Below are 19,242 nucleotides of genomic sequence, written 5' to 3'. Positions count from 1 at the left end.
CCCCACCCCTCACAGACCGCCCCAACCCGCCCCGCGGCGGGCGGGTTTCCGCTACCGTTTCCGTCCCCGGTTCCCGCCGGTGACTCGACCGGCGCCCCCACCGCCGCAACTTTCCGGTCCTTCCGGTCCCCACCGCCGTTCCCCCCGCAGGAAGAAGCAGACGAGATCCATGGCCATCGTCCACGCCGAGCGCCGCCGGCCGTCCGCCCCGGACCCGGTCGTCCTCAAACTGCTCGTCGCCGGCGGCTTCGGCGCCGGGAAGACCACGCTGGTCGGCGCGGTCAGCGAGATCAGGCCGCTGCGGACCGAGGAGCTGCTGACCGAGGCGGGCCGCCCGGTCGACGACCTCACCGGCGTGGAGGCCAAGCGGACGACCACCGTCGCGATGGACTTCGGCCGCATCACGCTGCGCGACGACCTGGTGCTCTACCTCTTCGGCACCCCCGGCCAGGACCGCTTCTGGTTCCTGTGGGACGAGCTGGCGCAGGGTGCGCTGGGCGCGGTCGTGCTCGCCGACACCCGCCGGCTGCCGGACTGCTTCGCCGCCGTCGACTACTTCGAGACCCGCGACATCCCCTTCACCGTCGCCGTGAACTGCTTCGACGGCGTCCGGCTGCACAGCCCGGAAGCCGTCGTCGATGCGCTGGACCTCGGGCCCGGGGTGCCCGTGGTGCTGTGCGACGCGCGCGAGCGCGAGTCGGTCAAGCGGGTGCTGGTCAGCGTCGTGGAGCGCGCCGCGGCGCACGCCTCGGCCCGCCGGGCGCCCGCCGCCCCCTGACGTCCCCGTCCCGTGACGTCCCCTGCCCGCTGACGCTCCGGGCCGGGTGACCCGCCGTCAGCCGACCCGCGGGCGGCGTGGCCGCACCTCGGGCTCGTCGCCGTCCAGCCAGTCCAGGCTGCGCCGCACGGCCTTCTTCCAGCGCGCGTACTCCCGCGTCCGCTCGGCCTCGGCCATCGCGGGCTCCCACCGGGCGTCCTCGCGCCAGTGCGCCCGCAGCTCGTCCGGCCCGTCCCACACGCCCGTCGCCAGGCCCGCGGCGTAGGCGGCGCCCAGGCTGGTGGTCTCGCGCACCACCGGGCGGATGACCGGCACGCCCAGCACGTCGGCCTGGTGCTGCATCAGCAGCCCGTTGCCGGTCATCCCGCCGTCCGCGCGCAGCGCCGCGATCCGCACCCCGCTGTCGCGCTGCATCGCGTCGACCACCTCGCGGGTCTGCCAGCTGGTGGCCTCCAGCACCGCGCGGGCCAGGTGCGCCCGGGTCACGTACGCGGTCAGGCCGGTGATGACGCCGCGCGCGTCGGACCGCCAGTAGGGCGCGAAGAGGCCGGAGAAGGCGGGGACGACGTAGGCGCCGCCGTTGTCCGGGACGCTCGCGGCGAGCGGCTCGATCTCGTCGACCGAGCGGATCAGCCCGAGCCGGTCGCGCAGCCACTCCACGAGCGCGCCGGTGACCGCGATGGAGCCCTCCAGGCAGTACACCGGGCGCTCGCCGCCCAGCTGGTGGGCGACCGTGGTGAGCAGCCCGCTCGCCGACGGCACGGGCCGCCCGCCGGTGTTGAGCAGCAGGAAGCTGCCGGGGCCGTAGGTGTTCTTGGCCTCACCGAGGTCGAAGCAGGTCTGCCCGAAGAGCGCGGCCTGCTGGTCGCCGAGCGCGGCGGCCACCGGCACCCCGGCGAGCCGCCCGGTGGCGGTGCCGTAGACCTCGGCGGAGGGGCGGATGCGCGGCAGGACGGCCTCGGGGATGTCCATCGCGGCGAGGATCGCCGGGTCCCAGTCCAGGGTGTGCAGGTCCATCAGCAGGGTGCGGGCGGCGTTGGTGACGTCGGTGACGTGCACGCCGCCGCTGGTGCCGCCGGTGAGGTTCCAGACGAGCCAGGAGTCGATGGTGCCGAAGGCGATCTCGCCGTTCTCGGCGCGGTGCCGCAGGCCCGGCACGCGCTCCAGCAGCCAGGCGATCTTGGGGCCGGAGAAGTAGGGGGCGAGCGGCAGCCCGGTGGCCTCGCGGAAGCGGTCCTGCCCGTGGGCGCCGCCGAGTTCCGTGCACAGCCCGGCGGTGCGGGTGTCCTGCCAGACCACCGCGTTGTGCACCGGGCGGCCGGTCGCGCGGTCCCACAGCACGACCGTCTCGCGCTGGTTGGCGATGCCGAGCGCGGTGAGCTGGTCGGGCCGCAGCCCCGCCCTGGCGAGCGCGCCCGCGGCGACGGCCTGCACCTTCGCCCAGATCTCGGTGGCGTCGTGCTCGACCCAGCCGGGCCGGGGCAGGATCTGCCGGTGCTCGCGCCGGTCGGAGGAGACCACCCGGCCCGCGGCGTCGAAGACCAGACAGCGGGTGGAGGTGGTGCCCTGGTCGATCGCGGCGACGTAGGCCTCGGGCCGGTCCGTTCGGGCGCGCGGGCCGGGGGCCGGGCGCGCGGCCGGCGGGGTGGCTGCCTGGGTGGGGACGGTGCCGCTCATGTCGCGCTCCCTTGCCCGGTGGATGCCGGCCCGGCCGGCGGTGGGCGCGCGGATCCGCGGCGTGCGCGATCCCCCCACGCCGCCCCGCCTCGCGCTGCCGGAAGTGTTGCCCGGCGGTGACGGAGCGTCAAGCGGTCGTACGGCGCGGAATTCCGGGGCGGAACCGCGTGGACGGTGCCGGAGCCGGATGGTATGTTCTTCTCCAAGCGAGAAAGACTCACTCTGAGAACAACGCCGGGTGCGGCGGAAGGGGGCCGGTGGCCATGGCGGAGCCGGAGGGCACGCGGTCCGATCGCGGCTTCCTCGCCGCGTACGACCCGCGCGCCTTCGACCCGATCGCGGTCACCGTGGACGTGGTCGCCCTGACCCTGCGCGCGGGGAGCCTCCAGGTGCTCGCCGTGCAGCGCGGCGAGCCGCCCTTCGCGGGCCGCTGGGCGCTGCCCGGCGGTTTCGTACGGGCCGGCCGCGAGTCGCTGGACGAGGCGGCGGCCCGCGAGCTGGCGGAGGAGACCGGCCTGGACACCGCGGCGCTCGGCCGCGTCCACCTCGAACAGCTCGGGTCGTACGGCAGCCCCGCGCGGGACCCGCGGATGCACGTCGTCTCGGTCGCCTACCTCGCCTTCGCGCCCGATCTGCCCGACGCGCGGCCCGGTGGTGACGCGGCGGGCGCCGGCTGGCTCCCGGTCGAGGCACTTGCGCAGGCAATTGCAGCGGCGGAGCAACCGGACACGGTGCGTGCGCGTCCCTTCGAGCAGGGTCGGCGGTCCGGAACCTACGGGGGTGGTACCGGCCGCCGGCCCGTCCCGCAGGACGAGGCTGCCGCGCCCGGCGGAGGGCTCGCCTTCGACCACGCGAGGATCCTTGCCGACGGCCTGGAGCGCGCGCGGGCCAAGATCGAGTACACCCCGCTGGCCACGGCCTTCCTCGGCGAGACGTTCACCGTCTCCGAACTGCGCGCGGTCTACGAGACGGTGTGGGGCGCCCCGCTGCACGCCGGCAACTTCCACCGCAAGGTCCTGTCCGTGCCCGGCTTCGTGGAGCCCACCGGCGAGACCGACGCCCGCCCGGGCAGCCGCGGCGGCCCCCGGGCCCGGCTCTACCGCGCCGGGGACGCCCGGCTGCTGCACCCGGCGCTGCTGCGCCCCGGCCCCGACACCGGGGGCACCCCGTGACGGGCCCCGACGCCGCCTCCGGCGCCGACTTCGAATGCGCACCCGGAGCACTCCGGACCCCCGCTCCCGACACCCTCGGCCTCCTCTCCCCGGCTCCGGGACGCACCCCGCGGTACGCGTACGCCCCCGGCCCGCCGCTCGCCGAAGGCGACCTCGCCACGCTGCGCACCGCCCGCTACGAGGACGGCGGCGAGCACCGCACCGCCGTCCTGAAGACCGCCCGGCACCCCCGCGACAACGACCTGCTGGAGCACGAGGCCGACGTCCTGGCCCGGCTGCGCAGGGTCGGCGAGGAACGCCACCGGGCCTACGCCCCCGCCCTGATCGAGAGCTTCGAGCAGCCCGGCGAGGACGGCAGCCTGCGCCGGGTCAACGCCCTCGAACCGCTCGACGGCTTCCACACCCTCGCCGAGGTCGCCGCCGCGTACCCTGGCGGGCTCGACCCCCGGGACGCCGCATGGATGTGGCGGCGGCTGCTGGCCGGGCTCGGCTGGGCGCACCGCGCCGGGCTGGTGCACGGCGCGGTCTTCCCCGAACACGTCCTGATCCACCCCGCCCTGCACGGCGTGGTGCTCGTCGACTGGTGCTACGCCACCGCGGCCGGCACCGACCTTCCCGTCCTGATCTTCCGGCACGCCGCCGGCTACCCGTCGGAGGCGCCGGCCCACCAGCCCGCGACCGCGGCCACCGATCTCCACCTCGCCTCCCGCTGCATCGCCGGCCTGATGGGCGACCGGGCCCCCGCACCGCTGCGCGCCTTCCTGCGCGGCTGCACCCTGCCCGAGCAGCACCGCCGCCCGCAGGACGCCTGGGCACTGCTCGCCGAACTCGACGACCTGCTGGAACGCCTCTACGGCCCGCGCACCTTCCGGCCGTTCACGATGCCGCCCGCACCGGCGGGCTGACGTACCCGAGCACCGTCCGTACACCGCGTACGGCGGCCCCACGACCGTTCGAGCCCGTTCCGGCCACCGGGACCGGGCCTACCACCGCACACACCTTCCAGGGGGAGACCATGGGAAGCGGACGCTGGTCCACCGATGTCTACGACGCCGCCGAGCGCTACCGTGCCGCCTCGGGCACCGGCGCCTTCGCCTACAGCGACTCCGTGCGGCGCCGCGCGCCGCGCGACATGTGGCGCCCCCACCAGTCGCTCGACCCGCACGGCCTGACCGTGCGGGAGAGCCGCGACTCCGACGAGCACCCCGCCTCGCTCGCCATCGCCGTCCTCTTCGACGTCACCGGCTCCATGGGCGGCGTGCCGCGCACCCTGCAGAGCAAGCTCCCCGACCTCTTCGGGCTGCTGCTGAGCAGGGGCTACACCCCCGACCCGCAGATCCTCTTCGGCGCGGTCGGCGACGCCACCTGCGACCAGGTGCCGCTGCAGATCGGCCAGTTCGAGTCCGACAACCGGATGGACGACGACCTCGGCAACATCCTGCTGGAGGGCGGGGGCGGCGGCCAGATATGCGAGTCCTACGAGCTCGCCCTTTACACCATGGCCCGGCACACCTCGCTCGACTGCCACGAGAAGCGCGGCCGCTGCGGCTACCTCTTCCTCATCGGCGACGAGATGCCCTACGGCAAGGTCAAGGCCCGCGAGGTCGAGGCGGTGCTCGGGGAGACGATCCCGCAGGACATCCCGGTCCAGGACATGCTGGCCGAACTCCAGCGGAAATTCCACGTCTTCTACATCCTCCCCGCGGGCGCCTCGCACGCGGGCAACGCCGGCGTGCTGGCCGTGTGGCGCCGCCTGCTGGGCCAGAACGTCATCGAGCTGGACGACCTGGGCGCGGTGTGCGAGACCATCGCGCTGACCGTCGGCCTCGGCGAGGAGGCCATTGACCTGGCCGCCGGACTCGCCGACCTCGCCGAGCTGGGCTCGGAGGCCGTCGACTCGGTCGCCCGCGCCCTGTCGGACCGGCGATGAGCACCGCCCGCGTCCCCTGCGGACGCCCCCACACCCTCGTGGTGGACCTCGGCTTCGGGGACGCGGGCAAGGGCGCCACCGTCGACCGGCTCTGCCGCGGCGGCGGCGTCACCGCCGTCGTCCGCTTCAACGGCGGGGCGCAGGCGGCCCACAACGTCGTCACGCCCGACGGCCGCCACCACACCTTCGCCCAGTTCGGCTCGGGCGCCCTGCACGGGGTGCCCACCCATCTGTCCCGCTTCACCGCCGTCGACCCGCTCGCGCTCGCCGCCGAGGCCGACCACCTGCGCGCCCTCGGCCTGCCCGCCCCGTACGCGCTGCTCTCCGTCGACCGCGCGGCGCCCCTGGCCACGCCCTACCACGCCGCCGCGGGCCGGCTGCGCGAGCTGGCCAGGGGCGCGGCCCGGCACGGCTCGTGCGGCATGGGCGTGGGGGAGACAGCGCGCTACGCCCTCGCCCACCCCGGCGACGCGCCGACCGCGGGCGACTGCGCCTCCCGCCCCCGGCTGCTGCGCCGGCTGCGGCTGCTGCGCGACCGGCTCGCCGACGAGCTGGGCCCGCTGCCCGCCCCGCCGGTCGAGGCGTGCGCCGAGGCGTACGCGGCCTTCGCGGGCGCCGTCACCCTCACCGGCGAGGGCGCGCTGCGCGACCTGGCGCGGCGCGGGCCGCTGGTCTTCGAGGGCGCCCAGGGCGTCCTGCTCGACGAGTGGCACGGCTTCCACCCGTACACCACCTGGTCGACGACCACCTTCGGCAACGCCGAGACGCTGCTGGCCGAGGCCGGCGCCGCGGGGGAGGGGCTGCGGCTCGGCGTGGTGCGCAGCTACACCACCCGGCACGGCCCCGGCCCGCTGGTCACCGAGGACCCCGAGCTGGCCGCGCTGCTCCCCGAGCCGCACAACGGCGACGGCCGCTGGCAGGGCCCCTTCCGCAGCGGGCACTTCGACGCGGTCGCGCACGCGTACGCCGTCGAGGTCTGCGGGGGAGTGGACGCGCTCGCCGTGACCCATCTGGACGTCCCGGGCCGCTTTCCGGGCCTGCGGATCTGCCGGGGCTACGGCATCGACGGCGAGCTGGTCGAGCACCTGTCCGCCGGTCCGCCCGGCGACCTGGAGCGGCAGGCGGCGCTGACGGCGCGGCTGCTGCGTGCCGCGCCCGCGCTGTGGGACACCCCGGGCGGCGATCCGCGCCGCTGGAGCGAGGCGATCGGATCGCTGCTCGGGGCGCCCGTGGTGCTGGAGTCCTTCGGACCCGGTCGTCAGGACGTCAGGGACCTGCGGTCGACGGGGAAGTCGAAGTACGTGTCGGGGAAGGGCTCGGAGCTGAGCGTGTAGTGCCACCACTCCTCGGGCAGGTTGGTGAAGCCCTGCGCCTGCATCGCGTCCATCAGCAGCATCCGGTTGGCGTGCTGCACCCCGGTCACCCGCGGGTCCAGGGTGTGCGCGAGCGTGTCGAAGCAGTCGAAGCCGGTTCCCATGTCCAGCGAGTTGTCGGGGAAGCGCTCGGCCTTCGGCCCGTAGCAGGGCGTCAGCGGCTCACCGGGCCGGTAGGGGCGGGTGGGCAGCGCGGGCAGCGGCACCACCGTCAGGTCCATGGTGCTGCCGCGGCTGTGCCCGGATTTCGCGGCGATGTAACCGTCCGCGAACAGTCGGGTCTTGTCGACCTGCGGGTAGAACTCCGCCTTCATCTGCGTGGCGTCCAGGTCCGCCGCCCAGGCGACGAAGTCGTCCACGGCCCGCTGCGGGCGGTAGCAGTCGTAGACCTTGAGCGAGTAGCCGCGCCGCAGCAGCCCCTGCTGCACGCGGTGCAGACCCTCGGCGGCGGGGCGGGTGAGGATGCACATGGCCTTGCGGTAGCCGTCGACGGGGGCGCCGGTGAAGTTGTGCGGGGTGATGTACCGCATCTCCTGGATGATCGTCGGATCGACGTCCCGCAGCGCGACGAACTGCGCGGGCGCCTTGGGCTCCGGGTGCGCCTGCACCGGCGCCGCGGAGGAGACGGTGACCGCGGCCAGTGTGGCGAGAGGCAGGACGAGGGCCCGCAGTAAAGTCGTGAGTTTCGGCATCCCCCTGGGATACCAGGGATGGCCCCCGCCGCGACAGACGATCGGATACAGTCCCGGCGTGTCCGCGACCCCCTCCGTGCCCGGCTCCGCGACCCCGCCGCCGGCGCGCGGCTCCCACTGCTCCGCGTGCGGGGCACGCTACCCCGCCGGAACGCCCTGGCCGCGGCACTGCCCGGCGTGCGGCACCACCGCCTACCGCAACCCGCTGCCGGTCGCCGTCGCCCTGCTTCCCGTCCTTGACAGCGCCGGCACCGCCCTCGTCGTCATCCGCCGAACCATCGAGCCGAGCCGCGGCGAACTGGCCCTGCCCGGCGGCTTCATCGACCACGGCGAGAGCTGGCAGCACGCCGTCACCAGGGAACTGGCCGAGGAGACCGGCATCGCCGCCGACCCCGCCGACGTCCGACTCGCCGACGCCCTCACCGACGAGCCCGGCGGCTACCTGCTGCTCTTCGGTCTGCTCCCGGAACGCCCCGCCGCCGACCTCCCCCCGTCCGCACCCACCGACGAGACCGCCGGCCACCAACTGCTGCGCGCCCCGCAGGAACTGGGCTTCCCGCTGCACACCCTGGCCGCCCGCCGCTGGTTCGCCGACGGCTACGACCCGGCGCCGCGCACCCGTACCGCGTAGCCGGGCTCCTCGCCGCCGTCCTGCTCCACCAGCACGGCCCCGTCCGCCCACCGCGACACGAAGCGCTCCATCCGCGGCCGGCCCCAGCCGTCCGGGTCGCCGGTGAAGAGCACCCCGCCGCCGCTGCGGTCCCGGCGCGGCGCCCACGCCTCCAGCTCCACGGCCCCGCCTTCCCCCGCGACCGGCAGCACCGCCCCGGCCCGGGCCAGCACCGGGATCCGCCCCTGCGGCGCCGCGAGCCGCACCCGGGTCCGCCCGCGGTGCGCCTCACCGGTCGCGGTGTCGTACCACAGCCCGCGCGGCAGCCGTACCGCACGCATCGTCACCCCCGGCTCCAGCACCGGCGCCACCAGCAGCGAGTCCCCGAGCAGGAAGGCGTCGCCGCAGTCCCGCAGCGCCCGGTCGCCCGGCGAGTTCCACCACAGCGGGCGCACGTACGGGGCGCCGGTGCGGTGCGCGACATGCGCGAGGGTGTCCAGGTACGGCAGCAGCCTCGCCCGCTCCGCCAGCGCGGCCCTGGCGTGCTCCAGCACCTCGGGCCCGAACTCCCACGGCTCGCGGGGCCCCGCGTCGATCGCCGAATGGGTGCGGAAGAACGGCAGGTACGCGCCCAGCTGGAACCACCGCAGATACAGTTCCGGCGACGGCGACCCGGTGAAGCCCCCCACGTCGGGCCCCGAGTACGGCACCCCGCACAGCCCCAGCCCCAGCACCAGCGCGAGCGAGGCGCGCAGCCCCGCCCAGCCGGTCGCGACATCCCCCGACCAGGTGCCGCCGTAGCGCTGCATGCCCGCCCAGCCGGACCGCGAGACGAGGAAGGGCCGCTGCTCCGGGCGCAGTTCGCGCAGGCCCTGGTAGCCGGCCGCGGCCATCGCCAGGCCGTAGACGTTGTGCGCCTGGCGGTGGTCGCCGCCCGCACCCTCCAGCGCGTGCCGCGCCGAGCGCGGCAGCGTCGGCTCGCCGAACGCGGCGAAGGACACCGGTTCGTTCATGTCGTGCCGGACCCCGGCGAAGCCCTGCGCGAGCCGCTCGGCGTACAGCCCGCCCCACCACGCGCGCACCGCGGGGTCGGTGAAGTCGGGGAAGACCGCCTCGCCCGGCCACACCGTGCCCCGCACCTCGCGCCCGCGCGCGTCGCGGACGAACGCGTCCACCGCGCGCCCGCCGTCGTACGCCGCGAGCCCCGGTTCGCGCTTGACCGCCGGGCCGACGACCGACACCAGCCGCACCCCCTGCTCCCCCAGGTCGTGTGCGAGGCCCGGCAGGTCGGGGAAGCGCGCGCGGTCCACGGTGAAGACCCGGTGGCCGTCGAAGTGGTCGATGTCCAGGTGCAGCGCCGACAGCGGCAGCCCGTGCTCGCGGTAGCCCGCCGCGACCCGGCGCACCTCCTGCCCGCTGCCGAAGCCCCACCGGGCGTGCTGGTGGCCCAGCGCCCAGCGCGGCGGCAGCGCCGGCCGGCCGGTCAGCGCCGTCCAGCCCGCCAGTACCCGGGACGGCGTACCGGCGACGACCCAGTAGCGCAGCGGCCCGCCGTCCATCCGCAGCTCGCAGCCGCCGTGCCGGTCGTGCCCGGAGCCCGCGCCCTCCTCGCCGTCCCGCAGCGTGACCCGGCCGTCCCACGTGTTGTCGTGGAAGACCAGGTGGCAGCCCGCGTCGGAGACCAGCAGCTGCACGGGCATGGTGATGTACAGCGGGTCGTCGCCCGGCTCGAACGGACTGCCCGGGTCGGTGTTCCACAGCCGGTAGGTGCCTGCCGCCAGCCGGGGGCCCGCGGCCCGGCCGCCCAGCCCGTACACCCGCGCGTCGGCCGGGGTCTCCGAACGCTGCACCCAGCGCGCCCCGCGGGTGCCTTCCGCCGCGCCCGCCGGATCCCACCAGCGCGGCGGCAGCTCCCGCCGCAGCAGCCGGCCGCCGGGGGTGCGGAATTCCACCGCGCCGTGCGCGGACACCCGCACCGTCACCCGCTCCGAGACCACCCGCCAGCCGCCCTGGTCGGGTTCCAGCAGCGCCCGCGGGTCGGCCGCCGGGCAGCCGCCGTCCGCCAGGCCGGGCGCCGGGCTCCACGTCGAGGGGCCCGCCAGCGCGTACGACGGCTCGGGCGCCGCGCCGTCCCAGCCGCAGAAGACCGCGCCGCCGGCCGCGACCCGCACCCGCAGCACGGACCGTGCGAAGTGCACGGTGCCGCCGCCCGGCATCGGCTCGGCCCGCACCGCCGCCCCGGGCACCCGGGCCCGCTCGGCGCCGTACCGCGGCAGGTCCCTGGCGTCCGCGCGCTCACGCCGCCACGCCGCGGCCACCGTACGCCGCCCCCGGGCAGAACCCGCCATCCGTACCGACCGCAGCAGGTCCCGTGCATCCATTGCCCCAGCTTTTCACTGCCTTCGCAGGACTCGCCGCCCGTTCAGCCGGTGTTCACCTTCGAGCGCGGTGGCGGACGCCACACCGCAGGCCCGCGCCCTGTGGGCGACCGCCCTGGCGATCCGGCCGCCGGCATGGCATCGTCCTGACCAGCCGTGCTGTGGACCGTCCTGGAGCCGCCCATGACCAGCCCCGCCGAAGCCGACCGCGCCCCCGAGGCCCTGTGGACCCCGGGCCCCGAGCGCGTCGCCCGTGCGCAGGTGACCCGTTTCCAGAACTGGGCCCACGAGCGGCACGGCGCCCCCGCCGTACGCCCCGACGACCCGCAGGGCGGCTACGCGGCCCTGCACGACTGGTCGGTGCGCGAGAGCCGGACCTTCTGGCAGGCCCTCACCGAGTGGTACGACGTACGCTTCGGCGCCCCCTACGAGCAGGTCCTCGCCGACGACGCGATGCCCGGCGCCCGCTGGTTCCCCGGCGCGACCGTCAACTACGCCGAGCACGCGCTGCGGCCTGCCCTCGACGCCGCGCGCCGCGAACTGCCCGCGGTGCTCCACGTCGACGAGCGCATGGAGACCGGCATCCTCAGCTGGGCCGAGCTGTCCCGGCAGGTCGCCTCGCTCGCCGCGGCCCTGCGCGGCCTCGGCGTACGCCCCGGCGACCGGGTCAGCGGCTACCTGCCGAACACCCCGCAGGCGGCCGTCGCGCTGCTGGCCACCGCCGCGGTCGGCGGTGTGTGGACCTCGTGTGCCCCCGACTTCGGCGCCCGCAGCGTCCTGGACCGCTTCCAGCAGGTCGAGCCGGTCGTGCTGTTCGCCGTCGACGGATACCGCTACGGCGGCAAGGAGCACGACCGCACCGCGGTCGTCGCCGAGACCCGGGCGGGCCTGCCCTCGCTGCGCGCGACCGTGCACATCCCGCTGCTGGGCACCCCGGCGCCCGAAGGCGCCCTGGAATGGCGCGACCTGGTCGCCGACGACCCCGAACCCGCGTACGAGCAGGTGCCGTTCGAGCACCCGCTGTGGGTGCTGTACAGCTCGGGCACCACGGGCCTGCCCAAGGCGATCGTGCAGTCCCAGGGCGGCATCCTGCTCGAACACCTCAAGCAGACCGGACTGCACCTCGACCTCGGGCCGGACGACCGCTTCTTCTGGTACACCTCCACCGGCTGGATGATGTGGAACTTCCTGGTGTCGGGCCTGCTGGTCGGCGCCACGGTCGTCCTCTACGACGGCAGCCCCGGCCATCCGTCGATCGAGGCGCAGTGGCGCATCGCCGAGCAGACCGGCACCACGGTCTTCGGCACCTCCGCCGCCTACGTCGTCGCCTGTCGCAAGGCAGAGGTGCACCCGGGGCGCGACTTCGACCTGTCGCGGGTGAGCTGCGTGGCCACCACCGGCTCGCCGCTGCCCCCCGACGGCTTCCGCTGGCTGCACGACGAGGTCGCCGAGGACCTGTGGATCGCCTCCGTCAGCGGCGGCACGGACGTGTGCAGCTGTTTCGCGGGGGGCGTGCCGACCCTGCCGGTCCACGTCGGCGAGCTGCAGGCCCCGTGTTTGGCCACCGGCCTGGAGGCGTGGGACGCGAACGGCGAGCCGGTCGTCGACGAGGTCGGCGAGTTGGTCGTCACCAACCCGCTCCCGTCCATGCCGGTCCGGTTCTGGAACGACCCCGACGGCAGCCGTTACCACGACAGTTACTTCTCCATGTATCCCGGCGTGTGGCGGCACGGCGACTGGATCACCCGCACCTCGCGCGGCACCGTCGTCATCCACGGCCGCTCCGACTCCACGCTCAACCGGCAGGGCGTGCGCATGGGCTCGGCCGACATCTACGAGGTCGTCGAGCGACTCCCGGAGATCCGCGAGTCCCTGGTCGTCGGCATCGAGGAGGCGGACGGCGGCTACTGGATGCCGCTGTTCGTCCGGCTCGCCGACGGGGTGCGGCTCGACGACGCGCTGCGCGGCAGGATCGCCGGCGCGCTGCGCTCCCAGCTCTCACCGCGCCACGTGCCCGACGAGGTCATCGAGGTGCCCGGTGTGCCGCACACCCTGACCGGCAAGCGCATCGAGGTACCGGTCAAGCGGCTGCTCCAGGGCACCCCGCTGGAACGCGCCGTCAACCCCGGCTCCGTCGACGACCTGACGGTGCTGCGCTTCTACGAGCGGCTGGGCGCCGAACGCGCCGCGGGGCGGGGGGAGTAGCGGCGGGCGGGGGAGCGGTGCCGGGCCCGCCTCAACCGCCGTAGGTCTGCGCCGACTCGGCGAGCACCGCCGCGAAGTCGGCCGCCAGCCGCACGCCGTCCGCGGGCTCCAGGTCGGCCGTGGTGATCCGCACGCCCGGCGCGCTGCCGATCCGGAAGCGCGCCCCGCCCGCGACCCACCAGCCCCGCGACCGCAGCCCGTTGACCACCGCCGACTCGTCCCGCACCGGCGCCCACACGTTGAAGCCGCTCACCCCGTGCGCGCCGATGCCGTGCCCGGCCAGGGCCGCCAGCAGCGCCGTGCGCCGCTCCTCGTAGGCGATCGCGGCCCCGGCCACCAGCGCCGTGGTGGCCGGATCCGACATCAGCCGCACGATCGTCTCCTGCAGCACATGGCTGATCCAGCCGGAGGTGAGCAGCAGCCGCCCGTCGTGCCGCGCGAGCGTGACCGGGTCGCAGGCCATCGCCGTCCAGCGCAGGTCGGTGCCGAGGTGCTTGGAGACGGTACGGACCTGCGCCCAGCGCCCCGGCCCGTCCTTCCCCGCCGTGGCCAGGGAGTGCAGCGGACCGCCCGCGGTGTCGGCGCTGTGGTCGTCCTCCACCACCAGCACGTCCGGCGCCGCGGCGAGCACCCCCAGCAGTTCGGCCCGGCGCCCCGCCGACATCCGTGAGCCGTACGGATTCTGCGCCCGCGGGCACAGGACGACCGCCCGCGCCCCCGCGCGCAGCGCCGCCCGCAAGCCCGCGGGCTCCATCCCCTCGTCGTCCACCGGTACCGCGAGGGTGCGCAGGCCCAGCGCCGGTACGAGGTCGAGCAGATGGTGGAAGCCGGGGTCCTCGACCGCCACGGCGTCGCCGGGCCGCAGTTCCACCGACAGCAGCCGCGAGACGCAGTCCAGCGCGCCGTGCGCGAAGGTCACCCGGCCGCCGGGCACCCCGTCCCGCTCGAACCAGGCCCGGGACAGCTCCTCCAGTTCCGCGAGCCGCGGCGACGCCCGGTGCGACCTGGCCCCCGGGGAGAGCCGCCCGGGCGGCACGAGGTCGGGCAGGAACGCCGGATCGGGGTGTCCGCCCGCGAGGTCGCGCAGTCCCTCGGGCACCCGCGGCGGGCGCCGCGAGGTCACCACCGGAGCCGGGGCCACCACCGTGCCGCCGCGCCCCCGGGTCACGACGATGCCGCGGCCGCGCAGCTCCTTGTACGCCGTCGCCACCGTGCCGGGACTCACGCCGAGCGTGCCGGCCAGGGCCCGGACCGGCGGCAGCGACTCGCCGGGTCGCAACCGGCCCTCGGCGACGGCCTGTTCGGCGGACGCGGCAATCTCCCTGGCCGTACCGCCCGCGATCGCATATTGTGTTGCCACAAGTCGAAGTATGTATCAATACAAAAGAGTTGGCAAGGGCCGGGCACCGGCCGCCACCGGTTTCGAGGGACGTGACGCCGTGCAGGGGGCACCGATCGTGCAGCGAGCAGCGAAGGCCCTGAAGATCCCGGAGATACCCGGCGGCCCCGACGGGCGCCGGATGCTGTGGATCAACCTCGTCGACAAGGTCGGCTCCGGCCTCTGGTACTCGGTCACCGCGCTGTACTTCGTCGTTGTCGCAGGGCTCGACACCGGCAGCACCGGCCTGGTGCTCGGCCTCGGCGGCGTCGCGGGCATCGCCGGCGCCCCGCTCGCCGGACGCCTCGCCGACCGGCTCCCGCTCACCCGCGTCCTGCTCGCCGTCCAGCTGCTGCGCGCCGCCTCCGGCCTGCTCATGCTGCTCGCCCACGGCTTCTGGCAGCTGCTGCCGCTCGTCGCGCTCGGCAGCTTCGGAGAACGCTCCGCCTCCGTCCTCACCAAGCTCTTCGCCGCCCGCGTCGCAGGCCGGGACCGCGCCCGCTACCAGGCCGTCCAGCGCACCGTCGTCAACGTCGGCTACACCGTCGGCGGCCTGGCCGCCTCCGCCGCCCTGGCCGCCGGCACCACCACCGTCTACCGCCTGCTGCTCCTCGGCGACGGCCTCTCCTTCGTCGTCGTCGCCCTGCTGGTCGCCCGCTGCGCCGAACCGCCCTCCGCCACCCGCACCGTCACCTCCCACGCGGCCGCCGGACCTGCGGCCCCCCGCACCCCGGGCGCGGCGGCACCGCGACCCGCCGCCGCGAGCCCCTGGCGGGACGCGGGCTACCTCGGCTACGCCGTCCTGGACGCCGCGATGTTCCTGCACGGCGTGGCCCTCACCGTCGGCCTGCCGCTGTGGATCCTCACCCGCACCGACGCCCCGCACGGCCTGGCCGCGAGCGTCTTCGTCATCAACACCGTCATCGTCGTCCTCCTCCAGGTCCGGATGTCCCGCTTCGCGGCCACCCCCCGCGTCGCCGCCGACTCGCTCCGCCCGGTGGCCGCCTGGCTGCTGCTGTCCGGCCTGGTCACCGCGGCCGCCGTGGTGCACGACCGGTGGGTGGCGACGGCCGCGGTGCTGGCCTCCGCCGTCGCCTTCACCGTCGTGGAGATGGTCCAGTCCGCCGTCGGCTGGGAGCTGTCCGTGTGCCTGGCCCCGGAAGAGGCCCAGGGCGCCTACGTCGGCGTGTACGGGCTCGCGCAGTCCGTCGCCCGCTGCGTCGGGCCGCTGCTCGTGACCTCCGTGGTCCTCGCCGGCGGGCCCGCGGGCTGGATCGGCTTCGGCGCCGTCCTCGCCGCCGCCGCGCTCCTCCAGCGCCGCCTGGTCCTGCGCCGCCTCGCCCGCCCGGCGCCGGTGCCGGAGGCGGCCGCGTTGTCAGTGGCCCCCGTTACAGTCGGTGAGCAGTAGAGATCACACCGATCCGCACGCAGGGGGAGCCATGCAGAACACCGGCCGCACGCAGGGGACCACCCAAACCACCACCGGCGCAAGGGCGAGCCGCACCCGTGACACTGCCCGCGAGCGCTCACGTACCGTCAAAACGGCACGGACCAGGGCGCGGCGCCGCCCGCCCGGCCGAGCCGGCTACCGCCGGGCACTGCGCCGTGAAGCCCCCACCGTGGTCGGACTGCTCCTCGACGAGCACGACTTCACCACCATGACCGGCTACCGGAGCTTCCCCTTCACCGACTACGGAACGTACCTGCGCCACCTCGACGGAATGCTCCGCTCCCTGCACGCCCAGGGCACCAGCATCGCCGTCACCCTCTTCGACCCCGACCGGTTCGCCGACCACTGCGCCGACACCCGCAGGCCACCGGACACCCCCGACGCCCGCGCCCGCTACACCGCCGAGATCAGCACCGCCGGCCCCGCCGTCCCCTACACCCGCCAGCCCCTCCACCGGCTGCGCGCCCGGCTCGCCCGCGCGGCGGACCTCCGCACCACCCGGGACCGCGCCGCCGACCTCCTCGCCGCCGCCGGCCGGTGCCCCGACTGCGGCGAGCTCTTCGCCCACTGCGCCTTCGACCTCGCCGCCCACACCCTGCTGCGCCTGCTCGCCGCCGCCGGCCCCGGCCGCCACCACCTCGTGGCCAGCCTGCCTCCCGACGACGGCCCGCCCCTGCTCGCCGCGGCCCAGGTCACCACCGCGGCCGACGGCGGCATCGACCTCGACGACGCCGAAACCACCGCCCTGTGCACGGTCATGGCCGCCGCACGCCTCACCACCCGCCCCGGCGGGCTCGTCCTGCGCACCACAGACAGCCGCGGCACCGACACCGTCCGCGGCTGGTCGCTGCACCGCGACGGAACGCGCCCTCTCACGGAGGCAGAGGTCTTCGACGCCTACTGCACCGACCCGGAGACCGGAGACGTCCTCCCGCCCGAGCCCGGAGTCCGCTACCGCGCGGGCCTCGACCTGCCGCCCCCGCACGCCGACACCGGACCGTACGACGGCTGACGGGCCGCCGGCGCGCCCCGGCCGCATCTGCGGAAGGGCGCCCCACCCGCAGGTGAAGCGCCCTTCCCGACATCCCGCGCACGGCGCCCTCACGGCACCGCCCACGGCCACCCGGCTACTCGCCGGACAGCACCGCCTGCACGGCCCGGCGCGCCTCGTCGGCGCTGTCGGTCGCCCGCGCGGCAGCCGCCGCCCGCTCGCACTGCGCGAGCGTGTGCTTCGCCAGCGTCGCCCGCACGTACGGAATCGACGCCGCACCCATCGAGAGGCTGGTGACACCCAGACCCGTCAGCACGCACGCCAGCAGCGGATCCGCCGCGGCCTCACCGCACACACCGCAGCTCTTGCCCTCGGCCCTGGCCGCCTCCGCTGCCAGCGCCACCAGGTCCAGCAGCGCGGGCTGCCACGGGTCCTGCAACCGCGCCACCGCACCCACCTGCCGGTCCGCGGCGAAGGTGTACTGCGCCAGGTCGTTCGTCCCCAGCGACAGGAACTCCACCTCCTGGAGCACCGACCTGGCCCGCAGCGCGGCCGACGGGACCTCCACCATCGCACCGAACTTCGCCGACAGCCCGGCCTCGCGGCAGGCGTCCGCGAATGCCTTCGCGTCCTGGCGGTCCGCCACCATCGGCGCCATGACCTCCAGATACACCGGCAACCCGGCCGCGGCCGTCGCCAGCGCCCGCAGCTGCCCGCGCAGCACCTCCGGGTGGTCCAGCAGCGACCGCAGACCCCGTACGCCCAGCGCCGGGTTCGGCTCGTCCGCCGGCGTCAGGAAGTCCAGCGGCTTGTCCGCGCCCGCGTCCAGCACCCGCACCACGACCCGGCCGCCGGGGAAGGCCTCCAGCACCTGCCGGTAGGCCTCGACCTGCTTCTCCTCCGACGGCGCCTGCGCCGAGTCGTCGAGGAAGAGGAACTCGGTACGGAACAGCCCGACGCCCTCCGCGCCCGCCGCCAGCGCGGCCGGCACGTCGGCGGGCCCCCCGACGTTCGCCAGCAGCGGCACCTTGTGCCCGTCCGACGTGGCACCCGGCCCGGACGCCGCCGCCAGCGCGGCCTTGCGCTCCTCCGCCGCAGCGGTCAGCGCCGCCACCTTCTCCTCGCCCGGCTCGACGAACACCTCCCCCGTACTGCCGTCCACCGCGATGACCGTCCCCTCGGACAGCTCGCACGCACCCGGCAGCGCCACGACCGCCGGCACCCCCAGCGCCCGCGCCAGGATGGCGCTGTGGCTGGTCGGCCCGCCCTCCTCGGTCACGAAGCCCAGCACCAGCGCCGGGTCCAGCAGCGCGGTGTCCGCCGGCGCCAGGTCCCGCGCGATGAGCACGTACGGCTCGTCGCTGTCCGGCACGCCCGGCATCGGCACGCCCAGCAGCCGTGCCACGATGCGGTTCCGTACGTCGTCCAGATCCGCGACCCGCCCCGCCAGGTACTCCCCGGCATTCGCGAGCAGCGCCCGGTAGGAGGCGAAAGCGTCGTAGACCGCACGTTCGGCCGTGCTGCCCACCGCGACCCGGCGTTCCACGTCCGCCAGCAGCTCCGGGTCGAGCGCCATCAGCGCCTGCGCCTCCAGCACCGCCTGTGCCTCGCCGCCGGCCAGATTGCCGCGGGCCTTCAGATCCGCGGCGACCGCCTCGACCGCCTGCCGCGCCCGGCCCTGCTCGCGTGCCGTGTCGCCGGACGCGATCTGCTTGGCTGGCGGCTCCAGCACCGCGGTGCCCATGTGCCGTACCTCGCCGATCGCCACTCCGTGGCTGACCCCGACACCCTGAAGCGTTGTCTGCATCGGTCGCGCCCTTACTTCCAGCTGAAAAGGGTGTCGCCGGCGGCCACGTCCACGGCCTCCACCAGCCCGGCCAGCGCGTCCGCGGTGGCCTCCAGTGCGACCACGGGGCAGATCGGCGACTTGCCCGCCGCCTCCACTCCCGCCGGGTCCCAGCGCACGACCGCGTCACCGCGGGCCACGGTGTCGCCCTTGGCCACGAGCAGTTCAAAACCCTCGCCGTTGAGCTGGACGGTGTCGATGCCAAGATGGGTCAGAACCCCGTGGCCCTCGTCGTCCACGACGACAAAGGCGTGAGGGTGCAGGGAGACGATCACTCCGTCCACCGGAGCCACCGCCTCACCGGGCTCGCGCACCGGGTCGATCGCCGTACCGGGACCCACCATGGCCCCGGAGAACACGGGGTCCGGCACAGCCGCGAGCCCGATGGCCCGGCCGGCGAGGGGAGACGAAACGGTCGTCATGAGGAAGCCTCCTAGGCGCGGAGTATCAAGGGCCGTCACTGCCTGTCACCGGACGGCCAGCCGCGACAGCAGCCTAAGTCATGGCAAGTGGTGATTCGGCCCGAGGCGTACCGTCCGCACACCCGTCCGGATCCCTACCCCCGATTTGCTCCGTGCAGAGCGGTCCAGTAGGTTGGCACGACCGTTTGGACGAGAACCCACGGAAACGTGTGTGCTTGGAAAACGGGTGGTAATTCCGACGGAAAGTCTTCTGATAGAGTCGGAACACAACGAAGGGAAAGCCCGGAGGGGCCGGTGAAACGGTCTCGAAGGAAGCTTCCGTTCCTTGAGAACTCAACAG

At 75.2% G+C, this 19,242-nt stretch carries 15 protein-coding genes; 9 read left to right on the top strand and 6 right to left on the bottom strand.

What is annotated here, in order from left to right; all coding sequences use genetic code 11:
- Positions 1 to 169: 169 nt before the first annotated feature.
- The gene (locus IH54_RS0136830) at positions 170 to 778 is read left to right on the top strand and encodes a GTP-binding protein (RefSeq protein WP_031525414.1); all 609 of its coding nucleotides are present in this window, start codon (positions 170 to 172) and stop codon (positions 776 to 778) included.
- A gap of 57 nt (positions 779 to 835) precedes the next feature.
- Here IH54_RS0136830 and glpK read toward each other — a convergent pair whose 3' ends face one another.
- Complete coding sequence (gene glpK, locus IH54_RS0136825; protein WP_078862798.1) at positions 836 to 2,455, bottom strand: glycerol kinase GlpK; 1,620 nt, start codon at positions 2,453 to 2,455, stop codon at positions 836 to 838.
- 263 nt (positions 2,456 to 2,718) lie between these two features.
- Here glpK and IH54_RS0136820 point away from each other — a divergent pair, with 263 nt between their 5' ends.
- The 4 genes from IH54_RS0136820 (at position 2,719) to IH54_RS0136805 (ending at position 6,891) form a co-directional block, all read left to right on the top strand.
- The gene (locus IH54_RS0136820; protein ID WP_031525409.1) at positions 2,719 to 3,627 is read left to right on the top strand and encodes an NUDIX hydrolase; all 909 of its coding nucleotides are present in this window, start codon (positions 2,719 to 2,721) and stop codon (positions 3,625 to 3,627) included.
- The gene (locus IH54_RS0136815) at positions 3,624 to 4,532 is read left to right on the top strand and encodes a hypothetical protein (RefSeq protein WP_052398288.1); all 909 of its coding nucleotides are present in this window, start codon (positions 3,624 to 3,626) and stop codon (positions 4,530 to 4,532) included. Before IH54_RS0136820 ends, IH54_RS0136815 begins: the two co-directional genes overlap by 4 nt.
- Before the next feature lie 110 nt (positions 4,533 to 4,642).
- Positions 4,643 to 5,557, top strand: coding sequence for a hypothetical protein (locus IH54_RS0136810; RefSeq protein ID WP_052398287.1), 915 nt, complete (start codon positions 4,643 to 4,645; stop codon positions 5,555 to 5,557).
- Complete coding sequence (locus IH54_RS0136805) at positions 5,554 to 6,891, top strand: adenylosuccinate synthetase (protein ID WP_031525401.1); 1,338 nt, start codon at positions 5,554 to 5,556, stop codon at positions 6,889 to 6,891. The genes IH54_RS0136810 and IH54_RS0136805 overlap by 4 nt, the downstream gene beginning before the upstream one ends.
- Here the strand turns inward: IH54_RS0136805 and IH54_RS0136800 are convergent.
- Complete coding sequence (locus IH54_RS0136800) at positions 6,816 to 7,622, bottom strand: M15 family metallopeptidase (RefSeq protein ID WP_031525398.1); 807 nt, start codon at positions 7,620 to 7,622, stop codon at positions 6,816 to 6,818. The genes IH54_RS0136805 and IH54_RS0136800 overlap by 76 nt on opposite strands.
- Before the next feature lie 58 nt (positions 7,623 to 7,680).
- Between IH54_RS0136800 and IH54_RS0136795 the strand changes: the two genes are divergently transcribed.
- Entirely contained in the window at positions 7,681 to 8,253 is a 573-nt protein-coding gene (locus tag IH54_RS0136795) for an NUDIX domain-containing protein (protein ID WP_052398286.1), read from the top strand.
- On the opposite strand, the gene IH54_RS0136790 is transcribed toward IH54_RS0136795, so the two are convergent.
- Positions 8,220 to 10,613 (bottom strand): glycoside hydrolase family 31 protein, encoded by a 2,394-nt coding sequence (locus IH54_RS0136790; protein WP_031525395.1) that lies wholly within the window; start codon positions 10,611 to 10,613, stop codon positions 8,220 to 8,222. The genes IH54_RS0136795 and IH54_RS0136790 overlap by 34 nt on opposite strands.
- Before the next feature lie 180 nt (positions 10,614 to 10,793).
- On the opposite strand from IH54_RS0136790, the gene IH54_RS0136785 reads away from it, so the two are divergent.
- Entirely contained in the window at positions 10,794 to 12,815 is a 2,022-nt protein-coding gene (locus IH54_RS0136785) for an acetoacetate--CoA ligase (protein WP_031525394.1), read from the top strand.
- Positions 12,816 to 12,846: 31 nt separating this feature from the next.
- Here IH54_RS0136785 and IH54_RS0136780 read toward each other — a convergent pair whose 3' ends face one another.
- The gene (locus IH54_RS0136780) at positions 12,847 to 14,175 is read right to left on the bottom strand and encodes a GntR family transcriptional regulator (protein ID WP_043183309.1); all 1,329 of its coding nucleotides are present in this window, start codon (positions 14,173 to 14,175) and stop codon (positions 12,847 to 12,849) included.
- Between the two features lie 97 nt (positions 14,176 to 14,272).
- Here IH54_RS0136780 and IH54_RS0136775 point away from each other — a divergent pair, with 97 nt between their 5' ends.
- Entirely contained in the window at positions 14,273 to 15,601 is a 1,329-nt protein-coding gene (locus IH54_RS0136775) for an MFS transporter (protein WP_234344234.1), read from the top strand.
- 211 nt (positions 15,602 to 15,812) lie between these two features.
- Positions 15,813 to 16,655, top strand: coding sequence for a hypothetical protein (locus tag IH54_RS0136770; RefSeq protein WP_234344232.1), 843 nt, complete (start codon positions 15,813 to 15,815; stop codon positions 16,653 to 16,655).
- A gap of 115 nt (positions 16,656 to 16,770) precedes the next feature.
- Here IH54_RS0136770 and ptsP read toward each other — a convergent pair whose 3' ends face one another.
- Together ptsP and IH54_RS0136760 are read right to left on the bottom strand one after the other, a co-directional pair.
- On the bottom strand, positions 16,771 to 18,441 hold the full coding sequence (gene ptsP / locus IH54_RS0136765) for a phosphoenolpyruvate--protein phosphotransferase (RefSeq protein ID WP_031525390.1): 1,671 nt from the start codon (positions 18,439 to 18,441) through the stop codon (positions 16,771 to 16,773).
- 11 nt (positions 18,442 to 18,452) lie between these two features.
- The gene (locus tag IH54_RS0136760) at positions 18,453 to 18,902 is read right to left on the bottom strand and encodes a PTS sugar transporter subunit IIA (RefSeq protein WP_031525389.1); all 450 of its coding nucleotides are present in this window, start codon (positions 18,900 to 18,902) and stop codon (positions 18,453 to 18,455) included.
- Positions 18,903 to 19,242: the final 340 nt, after the last annotated feature.

Source organism: Streptomyces sp. NRRL F-5123 (genome assembly GCF_000721495.1).
Classification (GTDB): Bacteria; Actinomycetota; Actinomycetes; order Streptomycetales; family Streptomycetaceae; genus Actinacidiphila.
Note: the sequence above shows the minus strand (reverse complement) of the source record. Positions and strands in the feature narration are given on the sequence as shown.

Coding starts and splice junctions, on each gene's coding strand:
- ptsP (WP_031525390.1), bottom strand. CDS start 18,441: ATGCAGACAACGCTTCAGGGTGTCGGGGTCAGCCACGGAGTGGCGATC.
- IH54_RS0136820 (WP_031525409.1), top strand. CDS start 2,719: ATGGCGGAGCCGGAGGGCACGCGGTCCGATCGCGGCTTCCTCGCCGCG.
- IH54_RS0136810 (WP_052398287.1), top strand. CDS start 4,643: ATGGGAAGCGGACGCTGGTCCACCGATGTCTACGACGCCGCCGAGCGC.
- IH54_RS0136830 (WP_031525414.1), top strand. CDS start 170: ATGGCCATCGTCCACGCCGAGCGCCGCCGGCCGTCCGCCCCGGACCCG.
- glpK (WP_078862798.1), bottom strand. CDS start 2,455: ATGAGCGGCACCGTCCCCACCCAGGCAGCCACCCCGCCGGCCGCGCGC.
- IH54_RS0136785 (WP_031525394.1), top strand. CDS start 10,794: ATGACCAGCCCCGCCGAAGCCGACCGCGCCCCCGAGGCCCTGTGGACC.
- IH54_RS0136805 (WP_031525401.1), top strand. CDS start 5,554: ATGAGCACCGCCCGCGTCCCCTGCGGACGCCCCCACACCCTCGTGGTG.
- IH54_RS0136760 (WP_031525389.1), bottom strand. CDS start 18,902: ATGACGACCGTTTCGTCTCCCCTCGCCGGCCGGGCCATCGGGCTCGCG.
- IH54_RS0136800 (WP_031525398.1), bottom strand. CDS start 7,622: ATGCCGAAACTCACGACTTTACTGCGGGCCCTCGTCCTGCCTCTCGCC.
- IH54_RS0136790 (WP_031525395.1), bottom strand. CDS start 10,613: ATGGATGCACGGGACCTGCTGCGGTCGGTACGGATGGCGGGTTCTGCC.